General features: G+C 34.8%; 18 protein-coding genes and 1 other annotated feature. Of the genes, 12 read left to right on the forward strand and 6 right to left on the reverse strand.

Annotated features, from left to right (window positions below; all coding sequences use genetic code 11):
- Positions 1-71: 71 nt before the first annotated feature.
- Complete coding sequence (locus BN1372_RS04155) at positions 72-827, forward strand: DUF3603 family protein (protein WP_062197600.1); 756 nt, start codon at positions 72-74, stop codon at positions 825-827.
- 26 nt (positions 828-853) lie between these two features.
- Here the strand turns inward: BN1372_RS04155 and trpS are convergent, their stop codons facing one another.
- Complete coding sequence (gene trpS / locus BN1372_RS04160) at positions 854-1,846, reverse strand: tryptophan--tRNA ligase (RefSeq protein WP_062197601.1); 993 nt, start codon at positions 1,844-1,846, stop codon at positions 854-856.
- Between the two features lie 52 nt (positions 1,847-1,898).
- Positions 1,899-2,137 (reverse strand) — a binding site (T-box leader).
- Between the two features lie 639 nt (positions 2,138-2,776).
- Between trpS and BN1372_RS04165 the strand changes: the two genes are divergently transcribed.
- The 5 genes from BN1372_RS04165 to BN1372_RS04185 all read left to right on the forward strand — a co-directional run bounded on the left by BN1372_RS04165 (position 2,777) and on the right by BN1372_RS04185 (position 8,352).
- The gene (locus BN1372_RS04165; RefSeq protein ID WP_062197602.1) at positions 2,777-4,399 is read left to right on the forward strand and encodes a peptide ABC transporter substrate-binding protein; all 1,623 of its coding nucleotides are present in this window, start codon (positions 2,777-2,779) and stop codon (positions 4,397-4,399) included.
- 84 nt (positions 4,400-4,483) lie between these two features.
- Positions 4,484-5,416, forward strand: a complete 933-nt coding sequence (locus BN1372_RS04170; RefSeq protein WP_062197603.1) for an ABC transporter permease — start codon at positions 4,484-4,486, stop codon at positions 5,414-5,416.
- A gap of 2 nt (positions 5,417-5,418) precedes the next feature.
- Positions 5,419-6,339, forward strand: coding sequence for an ABC transporter permease (locus BN1372_RS04175; protein WP_062197604.1), 921 nt, complete (start codon positions 5,419-5,421; stop codon positions 6,337-6,339).
- Between the two features lie 11 nt (positions 6,340-6,350).
- Entirely contained in the window at positions 6,351-7,370 is a 1,020-nt protein-coding gene (locus tag BN1372_RS04180) for an ABC transporter ATP-binding protein (protein WP_062197605.1), read from the forward strand.
- A 16-nt stretch (positions 7,371-7,386) separates the two neighbouring features.
- Positions 7,387-8,352, forward strand: coding sequence for an ABC transporter ATP-binding protein (locus BN1372_RS04185; RefSeq protein WP_062197606.1), 966 nt, complete (start codon positions 7,387-7,389; stop codon positions 8,350-8,352).
- Between the two features lie 66 nt (positions 8,353-8,418).
- Here the strand turns inward: BN1372_RS04185 and BN1372_RS04190 are convergent, their stop codons facing one another.
- From BN1372_RS04190 to BN1372_RS04200, 3 genes are all read right to left on the reverse strand, one after another.
- Positions 8,419-8,598, reverse strand: coding sequence for a hypothetical protein (locus BN1372_RS04190; RefSeq protein WP_062197607.1), 180 nt, complete (start codon positions 8,596-8,598; stop codon positions 8,419-8,421).
- Positions 8,599-8,614: 16 nt separating this feature from the next.
- Positions 8,615-10,381 (reverse strand): UbiD family decarboxylase, encoded by a 1,767-nt coding sequence (locus BN1372_RS04195; protein WP_062197608.1) that lies wholly within the window; start codon positions 10,379-10,381, stop codon positions 8,615-8,617.
- A 156-nt stretch (positions 10,382-10,537) separates the two neighbouring features.
- Positions 10,538-10,720 (reverse strand): hypothetical protein, encoded by a 183-nt coding sequence (locus BN1372_RS04200; protein WP_062197609.1) that lies wholly within the window; start codon positions 10,718-10,720, stop codon positions 10,538-10,540.
- 313 nt (positions 10,721-11,033) lie between these two features.
- On the opposite strand from BN1372_RS04200, the gene BN1372_RS04205 reads away from it, so the two are divergent.
- The 3 genes from BN1372_RS04205 to spxA all read left to right on the forward strand — a co-directional run bounded on the left by BN1372_RS04205 (position 11,034) and on the right by spxA (position 12,635).
- Complete coding sequence (locus BN1372_RS04205) at positions 11,034-11,618, forward strand: N-acetyltransferase (RefSeq protein ID WP_062197610.1); 585 nt, start codon at positions 11,034-11,036, stop codon at positions 11,616-11,618.
- 111 nt (positions 11,619-11,729) lie between these two features.
- A complete protein-coding gene (locus BN1372_RS15655) occupies positions 11,730-11,864 on the forward strand; it encodes a hypothetical protein (RefSeq protein WP_267902239.1) in 135 nt (44 codons plus the stop codon).
- A 375-nt stretch (positions 11,865-12,239) separates the two neighbouring features.
- Positions 12,240-12,635 carry a transcriptional regulator SpxA gene (spxA, locus tag BN1372_RS04210; RefSeq protein ID WP_062197611.1) on the forward strand — a complete coding sequence of 132 codons (396 nt, stop codon included), beginning with the start codon at positions 12,240-12,242 and terminating at the stop codon, positions 12,633-12,635.
- A gap of 84 nt (positions 12,636-12,719) precedes the next feature.
- On the opposite strand, the gene BN1372_RS04215 is transcribed toward spxA, so the two are convergent.
- On the reverse strand, positions 12,720-13,388 hold the full coding sequence (locus tag BN1372_RS04215; protein ID WP_062201082.1) for a TerC family protein: 669 nt from the start codon (positions 13,386-13,388) through the stop codon (positions 12,720-12,722).
- A gap of 270 nt (positions 13,389-13,658) precedes the next feature.
- On the opposite strand from BN1372_RS04215, the gene mecA reads away from it, so the two are divergent.
- From mecA to pepF, 3 genes are all read left to right on the forward strand, one after another.
- Positions 13,659-14,363 (forward strand): adaptor protein MecA, encoded by a 705-nt coding sequence (gene mecA / locus BN1372_RS04220; protein WP_062197612.1) that lies wholly within the window; start codon positions 13,659-13,661, stop codon positions 14,361-14,363.
- Positions 14,364-14,773: 410 nt separating this feature from the next.
- Entirely contained in the window at positions 14,774-15,919 is a 1,146-nt protein-coding gene (locus BN1372_RS04225; protein WP_062197613.1) for a competence protein CoiA, read from the forward strand.
- Between the two features lie 43 nt (positions 15,920-15,962).
- Positions 15,963-17,768, forward strand: a complete 1,806-nt coding sequence (gene pepF, locus BN1372_RS04230) for an oligoendopeptidase F (protein WP_062197614.1) — start codon at positions 15,963-15,965, stop codon at positions 17,766-17,768.
- A gap of 446 nt (positions 17,769-18,214) precedes the next feature.
- Here the strand turns inward: pepF and BN1372_RS04235 are convergent, their stop codons facing one another.
- Complete coding sequence (locus BN1372_RS04235) at positions 18,215-19,159, reverse strand: DsbA family protein (RefSeq protein ID WP_062197615.1); 945 nt, start codon at positions 19,157-19,159, stop codon at positions 18,215-18,217.

Consider the following 19,159-nt stretch of genomic DNA (forward strand, 5'->3'; position numbering starts at 1 on the left):
CTCTTTTTAGAATAAAATAATAAACGAATGCCTATACTGATTGCTAAATAAAAAAAGTGAGGGGTATGTCCATGTTTTTTATGCATGATGTTTGGGTGAATTGGTGTGAAGGAGAAGAAAATGGATACAACATCCATTCCTTTCATGAGTGGAGAAAAAGTGACACGATTGAATTGTTAGAAAAAGTTCCTTTGCTGCATCTTTCAGACGATCTATACATGTATATTGAAAATCAGCTGTATGATTTACCTCAAGAATTATTAAATGATGTGAGCAATCAAGCCATTTTACGAAAAAATCATGAGCGGTTACCATTAGAAAATGCGTTTATTGCAACAGATGGAAAAAATGTATTGGCAGTCGATACGATTGGGTATATGACGCCTATGAAAAAAAGCCGGTTAATTCCAAGACAAGAACAGTTAGCGTTAGAAATTGTTCATGGTACATCTATCAAAAAGTACGCAGTACCAAAAGGATATGAGGAAAAAGAATTTCACATTTTATCTCCACATCCAAAATATATGATTGGGTTAACGCGAAAAGAAAAACAACTAAAACAATTACTATTTATGCAACTAGATCATTTATATGCAGCACGCAATGAAGCGGAAGTGAAATATTGGTACACAGAATGGTCACCAGAAAAGTATGAAATCATTCAGAAAATGACGTTTGAATCAGCATGGAAAGGATTATATGCAGAAGTACAAGAAAATTGGTCAACAAAACATGAATATTTATGTGAACGACTTGCGAAAAATCAAGCCTATTTTGAACAAGTGTATATGCAAGAAACAGAGTCAAAAGATGTCTCTTTTTTATAAGAGACATCTTTTGTATGTGGATTACTTTATTTTTTTCTGTTTCGAGAAAGCCCCATTGCCCGTTCGACTTTACGTAATGTTTTAAGAGCTACTTTATTTGCTTGTTCTGCTCCAGCATCTAAAATATCATCTAACTTGGTGGAGTCGATATAGTCATAATAACGGTCTTGAAGTGGTTGTAATACTTCTACTACTGATTGTGCAACGTCTGTTTTAAATTCACCGTATCCTTTATTCGCATATTCTTCTTCTATTTGTTGTAATGATTTTCCGCTGCAAAGAGAATAAATGCTCATTAAGTTAGATACACCAGGCTTATTTTCTTTGTCAAAACGAATCAATCCATCGGAATCCGTTTGTGCCCGTTTAATTTTTCGTTCAATCGTTTTTGCATCATCGAGTAAAGAAATAAATCCATTTTGGTTTTCATCCGATTTACTCATTTTTTTCATCGGTTCTTGTAGGGACATAATCCGTGCCCCAACCTTAGGAATCGATACTTCTGGAATTGTAAATACTTCCCGATAACGGTTATTAAAACGTTCTGCTAAATCACGTGTTAGTTCTAAATGTTGTTTTTGGTCTTCTCCAACAGGTACAAGATCGGCCTGATAGAGCAAAATATCAGCTGCCATTAATGGTGGATAGGTAAGTAGCCCCGCAGAAACTGCTTCTTTTCCATTTGACTTATCTTTAAATTGTGTCATTCTTTCTAGTTCCCCGATATACGAAATACATTGTAAAATCCATCCTAGTTGTGCGTGCGCGGGAACTTCTGATTGAATGAATAACGTTGATTTAGTTGGATCGATGCCTGCTGCTAAATAAAGGGAAGCTAAGGAACGAATGTTTTTTCGTAAGGTAATCGGATCTTGTGGAACGGTAATCGCATGTTGGTTGACCACGCAAAAGTAACAATCATTATCGTCTTGTAAATCAACAAAATGTTTTAATGCTCCTAAATAATTTCCAAGTGTTAATGTTCCACTCGGTTGAATGCCAGAAAAAATAACAGTCATTTTTTTCACTCCTTCGAATAATTAAACATAAAAAAAGCGACTCTTTTCCCTAAAAAGGGACGAAAGAATCGCGGTACCACCCTAGTTATTCTATCGAAATAGAATCGCTCAGTCCGTACAAACATACGGTGTTCTGTGTAACGGGAGAACAAAAACCCGTCATTTCCTACTGGACATGTTCAGAAATGAATGCTCCAAAGCCCATTCCATACTATTTGCTTACTTGTTTGCACCACCCACAAGCTCTCTAAAAAGAAAATAGCATGTACTTTTCTTTATCATCGCAACATGAATTCACTTTTGCTTCTGGAAAAAGAATAACACAAACCGTGATATTACGCAAAAAAAAAAATCAGAGGTTATCTTTTTGTGTAAAAGATTTTTATTTGCCATACAATTTCAAGTAAAATCCATAGTGTACAATGAATGAAAATTATTTTTAAATAATTAATGCTTTAAAGTAATAAAATTTTAAAATATACTAAGCGATATACTTATATGGATAAATAAAATATTAGAAAAAATTTTCTAATTAATCATAAATGTTTTGATTTTTAGAAAATATAGAATATAAGCGTTTTTATTGTTTGATTTTCTCCTTCATGCTATCATCATTAAATACCCTATATAGTAAATTGATAAATATCATCATGATCAAAAAATTAAAAAAATGAAATTTTTTTAATTTTTAAATATAACGTCCAATTTTTTTAGTTGGATAAATGAATTTTTCTGATATAATATAAAATGTTATAAAACGCATACAAGCTGTTGTATAAAAGAAGTTTGGAATAGCAATTTCTTTTTTCTCTCCATAAATTTTCAGAATCTTCTATATTACGTATGTTATTACTTTTAGGGGGTGATGATTGAAGGAAGAGGGTTGCTATAATTCCAACTATGAATTGAAAAAATGAAGGGGGCAATATGATGAAAAAAAGTTTAACAGTATTAGTTGCTTTAGTAATGTCACTAAGTTTAGTACTAGCAGCATGTGGCGGCGGTTCTAAAACGAGTGAAGACAGTAAAGTTCTTCGTTTAAATCTTGGATCTGAACCACCAACACTCCATCCTGGTTTAGCGAATGATAATATCGCACATACCATATTAACACAAACATTTGAAGGATTAACACGTATCGGGAAAGATGGAAAACCTCACAACGCAATAGCAGAAAAAATAGAAAAATCAGATGATGCAACAAAATATACAATTACATTACGTAAAGATGCAAAATGGTCGAATGGAGACCCTGTTACTGCAAAAGACTTCGAATATGCATGGGAATGGGTACTTACTCCTGAAAACGAAGCAAAATATGCCTATCAATTGTATTACATTAAAAACGGGGAAAAATATTATAACGGGGAAGTCGGCAAAGAAGAAGTTGGAATAAAAGCAACAGATGACTATACGTTAGAAGTAGAGCTTGAACAATCAACACCATTCTTTGAAGAATTATTAGCTTTCTATACTTATTATCCAATAAACAGTAAAATTGCAGAGAAAAATCCGAAATGGGCAAGTGATGCTGGTAAAAACTACACATCAAATGGACCATTTGTATTAGATACTTGGAAACATAGCGATCAATTAATTCTTAAAAAGAATGAAAGCTACTTTGATAAAGATAAAGTAAAATTAGATGAAATTAACTTTACAATGATTGGCGATGCAAATACAGAATTAAACAAATTTAACTCTGGTGAAATCGATTGGGCAGGTACGCCTAACGGTAACTCCATTCCATCAGAAGCAATTAAAAGTTTAGACAAAGAAGGTAAATTGAATATCAAACCAATCGCTGGTGTGTATTGGTTAAAATTCAACACAGAAGTAAAACCGTTTAACAACAAAAAAGTTCGTCAAGCATTAGGCTATGCAATCAATCGGCAAGATATTATCGACAACGTTCTTCAAGGTGGACAACAACCAGCAATGGCAAACGTACCGCCAACCATGATTAAAGATAGTGAAAAAGGTTACTTTAAAGATGGCGATGTAAAAAAAGCAAAACAATTGCTTGAAGAAGGATTAAAAGAAGAAGGATTTACAGGTGTCGATGATCCCAACTTACCAACATTTGAACTTGCATTTAATTCAGAAGGCGACCATAAAAAATTAATGCAAGCAATCCAAGATGTTTGGAGTAAAGAATTAGGCATTAAAACCGAACTTAAAAATGAAGAATGGAAAGTATATATCGAAAAACTACATTCTGGTAACTATCAAATCGGTCGTATGGGATGGGTTGGAGACTTTAACGATCCAATTAACTTCTTAGACCAATTTAAAGAAAAGGAAGGCGGAAATAACGATACGAAATGGGAGAACGAAGAATTTAAATCGTTACTTGATCAATCACAAACAGAACTTGACCACGGAAAACGTTTAGCTTTATTAAAACAAGCTGATCAAATTATTACAGATGAAATGCCAATCGTTCCACTTTATTTCTATACAAATGTATATGTAAAAAATGATAAATTGGATGGTTATTTCCTTACTGGTTTAGGTGCTATTGATTTAAAAGAAGCATATTTTAAAAAATAATGGAATCTAGGAATGAAGTAAGGTATATAGGCGGATATCGTCTATATACCTTATCTTCTGAATAGGATGTAGGAGGTGAAGCTGGTGGCGAAATATATAGGAAAACGACTTTTTTATATTTTCATTTCTTTATGGTTAATTATTTCGATCACCTTTTTTATGATGCGAGCTGCGCCGGGAAGCCCACTTTCTGATGAGAAAAAGTTGCCACCAAAAATTGAAGCGCAGTTAGCAGAACAATACGGATTAAATGATCCGTGGTATGAGCAATATGCAACATACTTAACAAACATTTTAAAGTGGGACTTTGGTACATCGATGAAATATCAAGATCAAAGTGTGAATGATATGATCAATCAAGGTTTCCCCGTTTCTTTAGTATTAGGGTTAGAATCTATCTTTCTAGCAGTTGCAATTGGGATTATTTTAGGAGTAATAGCTGCACTTCGTCATAATAAATGGCAAGATTATATGGCAATGATGATCGCGGTTTTAGGAATTTCGGTACCTAGCTTCATAATTGCTTCGGTGTTACAGTATATTTTCTCGATTCAATTACAATGGACGCCAGTTGCAGGTTGGGATACATTTGCACATACGATTTTACCTGCCATTGCATTAAGTGCTGCGCCGTTAGCTTTTATCGCACGGTTAATGCGTTCTACAATGTTAGAAGTAATGAATCAAGATTATATGAAAACAGCAAAAGCAAAAGGATTATCAGGTCGGGTTATTGTGTATAAACATGGACTGCGCAATGCGTTATTACCAGTTGTTTCTTTTATGGGACCATTAGTAGCAGGGATTTTAACTGGAAGTTTTGTAATTGAAAAAATCTTCGGTATTCCTGGGCTTGGGCAATCGTTCGTAACAAGTATTACGAATCGTGACTATACAACAATTATGGGTGTTACTGTCTTTTATAGTATTTTATTATTATTATCTATTTTAATCGTGGACTTAATTTATGGACTGATTGATCCGCGTATTAAAATTGCAGATAGGAAGGAGAATTAAGGATGGCACAACAACTAGATAAAAAACTGTTTGAGCCTTTGGATACATCACTAGAACAATCCGAACCTTTATCACGACCAAGCTTGTCCTTTTGGAAAGATGCTTGGCGTCGCTTTCGAAAAAATAAGTTAGCAATGTTTGGAGTTGTTCTCCTTGTTTTTCTTTCTATTTTTGCAATTTTTGGTCCGCTAATGACCCCGTATGATTATCATACGAATGATTTAGCAAAAGTAAATGAAACGCCGTCTGGAGAACATTGGTTTGGGACGGATGATTTAGGGCGTGACATATTTGAACGTGTTTGGTACGGGGCACGAATTTCATTATTTATCGGAATTACAGCTGCGCTAATTGATTTAGTCATTGGTGTTCTTTGGGGAGGCATTGCTGGTTATTACGGAAAACGTGTCGATGAAGTGATGATGCGAATTGCTGACGTATTAGCAGCAGTACCTTATTTATTAATGGTTATTTTATTATTAGTTGCGCTTGGACAAGGATTATTTACGATGATTCTTGCGATGACCCTTACCGGTTGGATTAACATGGCACGTATCGTTCGTGGACAAGTGATGCAATTAAAATCACAAGAATTTGTATTAGCAGCGAAAAGTTTAGGTGCTAGCACAAAACGAATTATGTTTAAACATTTAATTCCCAACATGATGGGGCCTATTTTAGTAACCTTAACATTAACGATTCCAAATGCTATTTTTACGGAAGCATTTTTAAGTTATTTAGGATTAGGGGTAAAAGCACCGCTAGCTAGTTGGGGGACAATGGCAAGTGACGGTGTACCAGCTTTAACATATTATCCATGGCGTTTACTATTCCCAGCTATTTTTATTTCTGTTGCAATTTTTGCATTCAATGTTATTGGGGACGGATTACGTGATGCACTTGATCCAAAATTACGTAAATAGGGGTGAAAGGCATGGAGAAATTATTAGAAATAAAAGATTTGGAAATTTCATTTCATACGTATGCAGGGGAAGTAAAGGCGGTTCGTGGTGTGAATTTTCATGTCAATAAAGGAGAAGCAGTAGCCATCGTTGGGGAATCTGGATGCGGGAAATCCGTAACGGCACAATCTATTATGAAACTAATTCCAATTCCACCAGGGGAATATAAAAATGGATTGATTGAATTTTGTGGAGAAGATTTAGTACAAAAATCAGAAGCAGAAATGCAAGGAATCCGCGGAAAAGAAATTAGTATGATTTTCCAAGACCCAATGACTAGTTTAAATCCTACGATGAAAATTGGGATGCAAATTGTGGAAGGATTAGTGAAGCACCAAGGATTATCTAAAAATGAGGCACATACAAAAGCAATTGAAATGCTACGGTTAGTAGGCATTCCGAATCCAGAAAAACGTGCGTTACAATATCCGCATGAATTTAGTGGAGGAATGCGACAACGGGCGATGATTGCCATTGCGTTAGCTTGTGATCCGAAGTTGTTAATTGCCGATGAGCCAACAACGGCATTAGACGTTACGATTCAAGCGCAAATCTTAGATTTAATGAAAGAATTAAAAGAAAAAACTGGTACATCGATTATTATGATTACTCATGATTTAGGGGTAGTGGCACAAATGTGTGACCGAGTAGTAGTGATGTATGCAGGAAAAGTGGTCGAATCAGGAACGTTAAAAGAAATTTTCAAACAACCAAAGCATCCATATACAAAAGGATTACTAGATTCTGTACCTCGATTAGATTTACAACATGACGAACCGTTGCAACCAATTTTAGGTGCACCACCTGATTTAGTAGCTCCGCCAAAAGGATGTGGCTTCTGTAATCGCTGTAAATACGCATTAAAGGTATGTAAAGACCATGACCCAGAGCTACAAGTAGTGGGAGAAAATAATCATCAAGCAGCATGTTGGTTACATCATCAAGATGCAGAACCGTATTTGAAAAAGTTTTTAGCAGATAAATCGTTCTAGAAAGGAGGGATGTTTCATGAGTGGACAAAAAGAGAAGTTAGTAGAAATTAAACATTTAAAGAAATATTTTAATACTGGTGGCGGAACGTTAAAAGCAGTCGATGATATTTCATTTGATATTTTTAAAGGAGAAACATTAGGCGTTGTTGGAGAGTCAGGATGCGGGAAATCAACAGCTGGCCGTACGATTCTTCGCCTATATGAGCCCACCGATGGAGAAGTACGATTTGAAGGAAAAAATATTTACGATATATCTACAAAAGAGCTCAAATCATTACGTCGGGATATACAAATGATTTTCCAAGACCCTTATGCTTCTTTAAACCCCCGGATGACGATAGAAGACATTATTGGGGAAGCGTTAGATATTCATGGCTTAGCAAAAGGAGCAAAACGGAAAGAAAGAATTGCGGAATTATTAGAGCTAGTTGGTCTAAACCCAAGTTATATGACAAGATTTGCCCATGAGTTTAGTGGTGGACAAAGACAACGGATTGGGATTGCTCGAGCATTAGCGGTAGAGCCTAAATTTATCATTGCGGATGAACCAATTTCTGCATTAGACGTTTCAGTTCAAGCGCAAGTTGTGAATTTACTAAAAGAATTGCAAGAAAAAATGGGACTAACATATCTATTTATTGCCCACGATTTATCGATGGTGAAGTATATTAGCGACCGTGTAGCGGTAATGTATTTAGGAAAAGTAGTAGAAATTACGACGAGTGATAAGCTATATGAAGATCCATTACATCCTTATACAAAGGCGTTATTATCCGCTATTCCAATTCCTGATCCAGAAATTGAAAAACAACGGGAACGAATTGTGTTAGAAGGGGACGTGCCAAGTCCGATTGACCCACCAAGCGGATGCCGATTTAGAACGAGATGTGCATTTGCAACCGAAAAATGTGCACAAGAAGAACCTGTTTTTAAAGAAGTAAAAGAAGGACATTTTACAGCTTGTCATTTATACGATGAATAAAAAAATGCTTAATCACCATAAAACTTGGGTGGTTAAGCATTTTTTCTTTCTTTTGTAAAAAGTTTTTTACGAGTTTGGTATGCGTTTCTTTTTTACTAATTGAATAACATGAATAATGTATACAACAATTGTTGCTCCAAGAATTCCCTTTAGTACGATATCGTTTTGGTACACATCAAAAAAGTTTAAAAGGGAAAATACAATTAATAAAATAGCTAAAATAGATAGTAATATACGAATAAACATTAGTTCCTCCTACAAGTTAGAATCCCTTTGGGAAGTATTCTTTCCAGCGGTTATCTACCAATTTTACAATATCTTCTCGTGGTTCGACAGCATCTGGATAAAAGGGTTTCATTCTCGCGTCAATGACGATTGGACCTTGATAACGGATATTATTTCGGACGATTTCTCTTTGTGCATATAAATCGTAAGACGGGTCAAAGCGCGTAAATGTAGACCATAAAAATGATTGTTGGGACATCACAATATCCGCATCATCGACTAAAAAGACAAGTTGAAAATCTTTCAATTGTTCTTGTGAATGGTCGACAAGTGCTTGAGCGAATTCAGGTTCATCTTCAAAAGAAGGACCACTAATACATAAACACCCCCCGCAGTAAGGACGAATTTTATCGACATGTCGAATATCTCCGCTGTTATAACTGTATGTGAGTTTACGCACTGGTTCCCCTAAACCAGTCATAATCGCTTTACTTCCTACATTAAACTTACGACCTGTATAATCTAATGTATCCATGGAAGTGTCGTTTAAAATTAATAAGTCACGCTCTGGAATAAAACGTTCTAACGTCGCTTCAAGTAACTCTTTAAAGTTATATAAATTCACCACTTTACTTGTTACAATTAAAAATTTCGTTAAGGTAAGTTGTCCTTCACCCATAATGCGAAGTGCATACGATAGTCCTTCTTTATAATAACTTTCCCGAACTACCGCTCCAGCTAATGCATGAAATCCACTTTCTCCGTATGTCCATAAACTATGCACACCGTTTAGTACCACAGGGAAAATAGGTCCCATTAAACGTTGCAAATATTCCCCGATAAAATAGTCTTCTTGGCGTGGTTTTCCGACAACTGTTGCAGGGTAAATAGCATCTTTTCGTTTCCACATATGTTGTAATTGATATACTGGGAAGTCATGTTGTAACGAATAATAACCAAAGTGATCGCCAAATGGGCCTTCTGGTTCCCGAACGTGCGGAGGAACGTATCCACCAAAAGCAAATTCGGCTTCTGCAATTAACGGATGTGGATATCCTTTTACACGTGTTAAATGTACTTTATCTTGCATCAGAAGGGATGTAAATAATAATTCCGGCACTTGTTCTGGAAGCGGAGCAATCGCTGAAATCGTTAAAGCTGGTGGTCCGCCAATCGTTAATGTTACAGGTAATTTTTCATTTCGTTGCTCTGCTAAATAATGGTGATAGCCGCCACCTTTATGAATTTGCCAATGGATACCTGTTTTTGCAGGTTCCCGAACTTCGATTCGATACATCCCGACATTTTGCTCTCCTGTTTCAGGATTTTCCGTATACACAAGCGGAAGTGTAATAAAAGGATTGCTGTCTAGATGGTAGCTAGTTAATGCAGGGAGTTGCGTAATATCTACTTTTTTCGTATGTTTTTGTAAAATTGGTGCTTTTGATTTTGAAACTTCTTTTGTACCTAAAGATAGTACTTGTTTGATTATATCTCTTCTTTTCCATAAAGAAGGAAGTTGTGGCGGCATGAGTTCATCAAGCATATGTACTAAATTTTGAACGAGTTGTTCGGGCTTTGGACCAAATGTCAAATCAACGCGACGTTCTGTACCGAAAAGATTCGTTACAACCGGAATGTCGCTGCCTTCTACATTCGTAAATAATATTGCTGGTCCACCTTCATCGATGACGCGACGATGAATTTCAGGAATTTCTAAATACGGTGAAACTGGTGCTGATATTTCAATAATCTCATTTTCTTTTTTTAATGTTTCCAAAAACGATCGTAAGTTTGTATGCATGAAGACACCTCATTATAAGTATTCTCTTCTTCATTATAAAGAATGTAGAAGAAAAATGCATAGAAAATCCCTTTGCTTTTGCAAAGGGTAAAATGTTTCGTATCTTTTGTCCGTCAATGAGGGAAGGAAGAAAATCTTCACTGACGGAAGATTTCTTTATTGTTTTTTTCCACCAACCGGCTTCCAACCCACTTGTGTTGCTTCAGACTGATGTACTTGATACATTTTTCGTTTTCCACTAAATAAATATCCGATTCCTGTACCAATCGGTCCCATAAAAGCAGAAATACCAATTAATACAACTGCAAAAAGAATAAGGTCAATAATGTAGCTTGCCATACGAAAACCTCCTTGAAATAATAGTGTATTATGAATGAACCAACAGCACTTAGAACAGAAAAAAGGAAAAAAGAAGAAACTATTCATTCAATTCCGATTGGTACAACTTATCATAAACGAATAAAAATTCCATAAGTAGAAGTTTCATGTTGATGAAAAAAGAATACATTATAAGTTGTACATTACTCTTATTGTAAGCGATTTCTTTTGAAAAAGAAAGGTGATTTAGTAGCAAATAGTAGGGGAAAGGCAAAGAGAAGGCAAGTATGCTATAATATTCGTACAAGATGAGTAAAAGAAAAGAGGTTTTAATGTGAGTTGGTATGACTTACTAAATAGTTATTTTCCTGCTGAAGAAATGAAAGATAAACGTCATTTTGAAGTGCTGTTACACGAAAAAGGTGATATTTATAAAAAATTAGAAAAAGATGATTACGTTGTGCTATATGCTGAGTTTCCTGATTTTTTATTTATTGACTATTTAATCATAAAAGAACAAGCTCGTGGAAAAGGATTAGGGAAAACAATTATTAATAAATTTAAAAAATACGGAAAGCCAATATTGATTGAAGTAGAGCCACCGACAGAAGAAAATCCAGATACGTTAAAACGGATGCGTTTTTATACTCGCCATCATTTTGAAACGGTGCCTTCTATTCAATATTATTTACGTTCTCCATATTCACCGCAAAAACAATATATGAATATTATGTATTGGGCACCTGAAAAGTATTCCGATCAATTCATTTATGACAAAATGAGAAAAATGTATCAAGAAATTTATCAATATAAAGATCAAGAAATTTACGGAAGTGGCTTTGATGATGTGAAAGATGTATTTACGTTTACGTATAACACCAATTCTTTGTCATTTATGAATACAGACAAGGACAGATAGTTTGTCTAATGTATGATAGGATAACAAATCGATTCGTGCTATACTAAAATGAAAGAATGATTCTTGGTTGGAGATAATGGTATCTATTTCATTCTGTGAGGATGATGATGTATGAAAGGTAGACAAAAAAAGAAAAAAAAGAGAGCACGTTTAAAAGAACTTATTCAGAAACAATTAAAACAATTAAATCCAGTACCAAATCGAGAACCGAATTCACCAGCAAATATGAAATATGAACACGAGTGAGAGCTACAATAAGGTAGCTCTTTTTGTTTGTGCAAAAGTTGTACAAGGGAACGATAGAAAAAATTCAATTTTTTGTTATTCTCTGAACATAAAGGGGTAAATATAAACGAATAACTATCTAGATACCGAACGGGTGCTTTCTTATTTTTTTCAATTGAAAGGGATTACATTGAGAAAAAGAACAAATGTGATTTTAAATGAAAGCCTTATCATGAAAAGAAAGGCAGGTGTAACAACCTATTTACCTACCCTTTACAAAAATTATTAATTTAAAAAAATTATAAAAAAGGGTACACTATTTTTAGGTTATGGTTTATAATAATAAATAGATAAAGAAAACAAATTTCTTTACTTTTGGGAGGAGCTGAATCCTTTATGGTTACTTTATATACATCACCTAGTTGTACATCTTGTAGAAAGGCAAAAGCTTGGTTAGAAGAACATGAGATTTCTTTTGCAGAGCGAAATATTTTTTCAGAGCCTTTAACGATGGAAGAAGTGAAACAAATTTTACGGATGACAGAGGATGGAACAGATGAAATTATTTCTACTCGTTCGAAAGCATTTCAAGAGTTAAATGTTAATTTAGATACGATGCCACTTCAAGATCTTTATAATGTGATTATTGAAAATCCAGGTTTGCTTCGTAGACCAATTATTATCGATGAAAAACGTTTACAAGTTGGTTATAATGAAGATGAAATTCGTCGTTTCTTACCAAGAAAAGTACGTACATTCCAATTACTTGAAGCACAAAAAATGGTTAACTAATAAAGAGGAACCTCCAGTAACGGAGGTTTTTTTCGTATCTAAAATAAGAAAAGGTTCCTACTTTTCTTAGTAGAAACCTTTCTCTTATGCTGTTTTATTTTGTTTATCATTCACATATTTTCCGATGACAATAATTAATACAATGATTAATAAGTTGAAAAACCAATGATAGGAATCGTATGGTTCGAGATATGGATGAATTTTTTCATCATTCCACATCATTTTAGAAGCGGTAAAACCTAAAATAGCAGAACCGATATAAATAATAATTGGAAAACGCTCCATCCATTTTAAAATAATTTTACTACCCCAGACGATAATTGGTACAGATACGAGTAATCCAATAACGACTAAGTAAATATTTCCGTTTGCAGCACCAGCGATGGCTAACACGTTATCTAACGCCATGACGACATCCGCTAATACAATAGTTCGAATGGCTTGTCCTAAGCTTTTTGCTGCTTTAATGTCACCGTGTTCACTTTTCTTCTCCACGAGTAAACTGTATGCAATATAAACAAGAAATAAACCACCGATAAATTGTAAGTACGGAATCATTAATAAATAAACGGCTACTACTGTTAGTAAAATCCGAATCACAATGGCTAACCCTGTTCCGATAAAAATTGCTTTATTGCGTTGTTTTTCTGGAAGATTACGGCTTGCAAGTGCAATAACAACAGCGTTATCGCCACCAAGTAGAATATCTAACGCAATGATCACTAATAATCCTGTAATAAATTCCATGAAAATAAATGCCTCCTCACACATTAGCGATTCGCTATATGTATATTCTATTATGAAAGGATAAAGGGGATAGTTCAATAAAAAAATCAATATTTCAAAAAAATAGACGCTTTTTTATTTCCATTCTCCGTATATTTATCATAAAATAAGAATACAATCAATTTTATTTAAATTGGTTGCAATATTATGATGGTAAGATATAATTTTGTACACCATCATGTAGATTAGTTAGGAAGATGCCCTTCCTTTCTAGTGAAAAAGAAGGGAGTTGTCGAAATGGATATTGAAAGAGTGAATGAATTTACAATTAAGTTTTTTATCTCTTATAAAGATATTGAAGCTAGAGGATATACGCGTGATGAAATTTGGTATAATCGCGAACGTGGGGAAGACTTATTTTGGGAATTGATGGATGAAGCCAATCATTCACAGGAATTTCCACTCGAAGGCCCACTATGGATTCAAGTACAAGCACTAAATTCTGGTTTAGAAATTGTCGTGACAAAAGCGCAATTTTCAAAAGATGGAGATAAATTAAAAATCCCTAATGGTGATCAAAAAGCGCTTGAGATTTCGGTTGATGAAGATAAAATTGAATCATTATTAGATAAACATTTTAAACGAAAAGAAGAAATAGATGATGATGACGAGTTTAACGATTATTTAGAAGATGACGGGCCAACAACAGATACGGATTATGTGTTAGTATTTGACGATTTTGAAAATGTTATTTCTCTCAGTCATGGAGTAGCATCTTCGACGATGTTTGATACCACATTATATGCCTTTGAAGATAAATACTATTTGTACGTTGTATTTAAAGATTATACGACACAAACCGAGCAAAAAAATACACTCAGTCAATTTTTGGAATACGGAAAACAAACAGATGTCACAATTTATCGCTTAGAGGAATATGGAAAATTCATTGTGACAGATGCTTTGGCACAATTGAAAACAATGTTTAACAAAAGAGGTTGACTCCAAGAAGGGGTCACCTTTTTTTATCCCTCATTAACAAGCAGGGAGCCCCTCGTTTCAAAATGTTAAGGTAGGTCTGTAAAACGGTAAGTGGGAATCAAACTGACCGAATCTAGCTTCTAACGACTTCTACTATAAATAAAAGCCCTACAGAAGCAAAAAAAACGTTTCTTCGGGTCTTCACCTTATAGCTCCGTCGTTGAACGAGCACCCTCCGTTTTTTTTGCCAGTCCAGCTCCGGGCGCTAGTGGCTCGCGTCATAAGATGACGGTCCCATGAGGAAAAAAAGCCTCATTCTACCATCCATCTTATGCCTGTCGCCACTGAACGAGCGCCCTTCGCTTTTTTTTGCAGGAAAGTTATTTTTTTTGTTGAAATGATATGAAACGACAAAAAGATAGGTGATGCGATTGTTTTGGGCAGTTGATCAAGATGGTAATCCCGTTATTTTATCGAAACGTGTCTCAAAGCGAATCTTGGATAGAATCATTCATGGTAAGCAATTTTTTTGTCCTGTTTGTCGACAAGAAGTCATCCTACGAAAAGGAACGATGCGTCCATATCATTTCGCCCATCGCAAAAAAACGACGTGTGCCGATCAAATAGGAGAATCCATGTATCATTTTTATGGAAAAAAACGTCTTCATGAGCTATTTAACACTTCTTATCTGTGTCAATTAGAACCCCGTTTATCTTCGATTAATCAAATCCCTGATGTTCTCATTCAAACAAACACTCATACTATCGCATTAGAATATCAATGTGCAGATTTACATGCCGAAACATGGAAATTACGCACAAATGGATTCAAAACGGTTCAGCTGCAACCATTTTGGATTTTAGGTGGTAATCGAATGAACCGTCTATCTAAACATACGATTCGAATGAAGCAATTAGAATGGTTATCTTTAAGGAAAAAACATACGTCTCCTTATCTGTTATTTTATTGCCCCATTTCTCGATTATTTTGTATTGTTTCTATTATTTCCCCTTTTTACACGTCTACTTGCCTTGTTTCTTTTACTTTTATAAAAGAAAAAGAATTTTCTTTTCACCTGTTGCAACAACTGAGACCACAATTCTCTGCTTCTCACCATAAAGAATGGCAAAAGCTTAAAAAAAATTGGCGCTTGAAATCTATTCATTATCAAAGTATCGAACAGTCGTATGTTCATCAATTATTTCTTCAAGCTTCTACCACGCTCCAGTTTACCCCGTCCTTTTGTGGAATTCCTTTACCTACGAATGTATCTATTCAAACAGCTCCTATCCTATGGCAATCTTGGCTATTTATAAAATTTTTATCTCATCCGAAACCAGATGTTTGGGTGATGCGTGCACAAGTAATTCGGGAGTTTAACAAACTAGTGTCCAATCGTATTTTTCGTATTCGCTTTGAAAAAGAGCATAGTCAACGGGCGATTATTGGCTATTTAAATTATTTGAAAAAAAAAGGAGTTATCATTCAGAGAGAAGAACAAGTTTTTCAAACGCTACCGTCTATTCTTTGGCCAAAATCATTGGATCAATTGTTAAAAATGGATAATTTATTTTGAAAGCGATACAATAGTATCACTAAATCATTTGAGGAGGGGTAATATGCAAAAATCATTACCAAAACGACAAGAAGTAGAAGAAAAATATAAATGGCGGTTAGAAGACATTTTTTCATCAGATGACGATTGGGAAAAAGAATTTGAAGCAATCCAACAATTTATCCCACAAGTAGAACAATTTCAACAAAAATTAGGAGAATCTGCTGAGACGTTATATCGTGCATTACAAACAAAAGATGAACTTTCGATGCGACTTGGCAAATTATATGTGTATTCCCATATGCGTAATGACGAAGATACAGGGAACAATTACTACCAAGCATTGCATGATCGTGCGGCATTACTTGCAACAGAAATCAGTAGTAAATTAAGTTTCTTTCTACCAGAATTATTAGCGATTCCAGAAGAAACGTTGGCTACATATGTAGAAAGTCACGAAGGATTACAATTATATCGTCAAGCTTTTAAGGAAATCAATGAACAAAGACCGCACGTGTTAGAAGCAAAACAAGAAAAAATCTTAGCAGAAGCAGGAGATGTGATTCGTTCTTCTAGTAATACGTTTGGAATGTTAAATAATGCAGATCTTACATTCCCGACCATTAAAGATGTGGACGGGGAAGAAGTAGAGGTGACACACGGTCGCTATACTCGATTAATGGAAAGCGAAGACCGTCGTGTACGCCATGATGCGTTTAAAGCAATGTATGACACATATGGAGCGTTTAAAAATACGTTTTCTAGCACGTTAAGCGGAACTATAAAAAAAGATAACTTTTATGCAAAAGTACGGAAATATCATTCTGCACGCCATGCTGCATTATCCAATAATCATATTCCAGAAAAAGTGTACGATCAATTAATCGAAGTCATTCATGAACGAATGGATTTAATGTATCGTTATGTGGCGCTTCGTAAAAAAGCATTAGGGCTAGATGAACTGCATATGTATGATTTATATACACCGATGGTAAAAGAAGTGGAGTATAAAGTAACATACGAAGAAGCGAAAGAGATTATTTTAAAAGGATTACACCCACTAGGGGAAGAATACCGTCAAATTTTAACCGAAGCATTTGAAAACGGTTGGATAGACGTTGTTGAGAATGTAGGGAAACGAAGTGGTGCTTATTCTTCTGGCACATACGGAACAAACCCATATATTTTACTAAACTGGCAAGATAATGTAAATAATTTATTTACGTTGGCACATGAATTAGGGCATTCTGTTCATAGCTATTATACGAGAAAATTCCAGCCGTATCCGTACGGAGATTATAGTATTTTTGTTGCCGAAGTAGCATCGACATGTAACGAAGCGCTTTTAAATGACTACTTATTAAAAACAGAAACAGATAAAAAGAAAAAATTATATTTATTAAACCACTATTTAGAAACATTTAGAGCGACTGTTTATCGGCAAACAATGTTTGCAGAGTTTGAGCATTTGATGCATGAACAAGCGGCAAATGGTACACCGTTAACAGCTGAAAAGTTAACAGAGATGTACTACGATTTAAATAAATCGTATTTTGGAAAAGATATTGTGATTGACAAAGAAATTGGTTTAGAATGGGCACGTATTCCGCATTTTTATTACAATTATTACGTATACCAATATGCGACAGGTTTTAGCGCAGCTACGGCTTTATCAAATCAAATTTTAACAGAAGGAGAACCGGCTGTTCACCGTTATATTAATCACTTCTTAAAAGCGGGTAGTTCGGATTATCCGATTGAAGTGTTAAAACGAGCTGGCGTCGATATGACAGCAAAAGAACCGATTCAACAAGCACTTGATGTGTTTGAACAACGATTAAATGAAATGGAACAGCTTTTAGGACAATGAAAATAAAACAGGGAAATTTATTGTCCCTGTTTTATTTATGTCTTTGAAAACGATACCGTTCATTATAACAGGTTATTAGAAATAAGAGGGACAAGAAGAATAAAAAACCATTTATTAATTTTGGACCCATATTCATTAAGGAGATAAAATAAAAAGAAAAACTAGTACACACAAAAATAACACTTAACACAAATAGAAAACGAATCATCATACCCTCCTTTCCTTATTAACCCTATGTATGAAGGAAAAGAATATGAATAATTTGTGAAAACTTATACAAGTCCCTTGTAAAATGATAACACAGTTGATACAATTAAATCGTGAAAGATTTCACAAAGCAGTGCCCCTTTATAAAAGCGTAATCTTTCTCCCATACCCCTTGTCGAAAAAAATAGATGAAGCGACAAAAAAAGATAGGACGATGATTCGTCCTATCTTTTTTTGTGTTACGATTTTTCTATTCTTCGTATGGAAGTGTTTTTTAAATAACGCCAAAAAACACCGTGCACACTTTCAATCCGTTGTACGAGTTGTTGTAGTTGCATTTGTTTCATAATCCGTTCTACTTCTTGTTGTTGGAGATTAAAAATAGTACTGATTTCTTTCATGCTAACAATTTCAAAATGTTGTACAAACTGAAGTAAATGACCGACAGGACGTTTTTTAATTGGCTCCCCAATCATTTCTTCTAAAATTTGTGTGTAAATCTCGTACGCATATTGACCGGGTATTTTAATTCCTTCTTCTTCTATATTTGCATTAAATAAAATAATGGTTGGATATTGATCTACTTCCATTTCAAAATTGAAACGAACATCACATTGAAATGCTTTATGTGCACTTTGAGAGTAAACGTCTCGTTCAAATTCTCTAAAATCTAAATTTACTTCTTTCGCACATTGATAGATGAGTTCAGACGTTAGTGATACATTGTTTAAAAAGAGGTGTTCGCGCAACTTTTGTAAATATCGTATCCCAACTCGTTTTCCTTGTAATTCTGCTGCTTTAATCGCAATAAAGGCTAAATAAGGTGGTTCGATGATTGGAGGGTGGTATAATTCCCCATCACATTGTATACTGTTACGGCTAATGGTTTTAGAAAAGGAATGAAAAGTTCCTTTATTATTTTGTGTGCCATGTACACGTTGTTTATAAGCATTCCATGATTCTAAACGTCCTCCAATGACGTAGCGAATCATAAAATAATGCCCATATTCCATGTACAATTTTTTGATAATTGGTTCAAACGCCCAACTTTCATAGCTGAGCGGATCGATAAAAAGATATATTTCAATGGGCTTATTGACATGCTGATAGGAATCTTTTTCGTGATCTGGCCCGCAAAACCCCTTCTGTCCATCACAATTTGCCTCAGACTGAAAAGATTTCAA

Source organism: Massilibacterium senegalense (genome assembly GCF_001375675.1).
Classification (GTDB): domain Bacteria; phylum Bacillota; class Bacilli; order Bacillales; family Massilibacteriaceae; genus Massilibacterium; species Massilibacterium senegalense.

Coding starts and splice junctions, on each gene's coding strand:
- BN1372_RS15655 (WP_267902239.1), top strand. CDS start 11,730: ATGAAAGGTAGACAAAAAAAGAAAAAAAAGAGAGCACGTTTAAAAGAA.
- BN1372_RS04200 (WP_062197609.1), bottom strand. CDS start 10,720: ATGGCAAGCTACATTATTGACCTTATTCTTTTTGCAGTTGTATTAATT.
- BN1372_RS04190 (WP_062197607.1), bottom strand. CDS start 8,598: ATGTTTATTCGTATATTACTATCTATTTTAGCTATTTTATTAATTGTA.
- BN1372_RS04180 (WP_062197605.1), top strand. CDS start 6,351: ATGGAGAAATTATTAGAAATAAAAGATTTGGAAATTTCATTTCATACG.
- BN1372_RS04175 (WP_062197604.1), top strand. CDS start 5,419: ATGGCACAACAACTAGATAAAAAACTGTTTGAGCCTTTGGATACATCA.
- BN1372_RS04195 (WP_062197608.1), bottom strand. CDS start 10,381: ATGCATACAAACTTACGATCGTTTTTGGAAACATTAAAAAAAGAAAAT.
- spxA (WP_062197611.1), top strand. CDS start 12,240: ATGGTTACTTTATATACATCACCTAGTTGTACATCTTGTAGAAAGGCA.
- BN1372_RS04155 (WP_062197600.1), top strand. CDS start 72: ATGTTTTTTATGCATGATGTTTGGGTGAATTGGTGTGAAGGAGAAGAA.
- trpS (WP_062197601.1), bottom strand. CDS start 1,846: ATGACTGTTATTTTTTCTGGCATTCAACCGAGTGGAACATTAACACTT.
- BN1372_RS04185 (WP_062197606.1), top strand. CDS start 7,387: ATGAGTGGACAAAAAGAGAAGTTAGTAGAAATTAAACATTTAAAGAAA.
- BN1372_RS04165 (WP_062197602.1), top strand. CDS start 2,777: ATGAAAAAAAGTTTAACAGTATTAGTTGCTTTAGTAATGTCACTAAGT.
- pepF (WP_062197614.1), top strand. CDS start 15,963: ATGCAAAAATCATTACCAAAACGACAAGAAGTAGAAGAAAAATATAAA.
- mecA (WP_062197612.1), top strand. CDS start 13,659: ATGGATATTGAAAGAGTGAATGAATTTACAATTAAGTTTTTTATCTCT.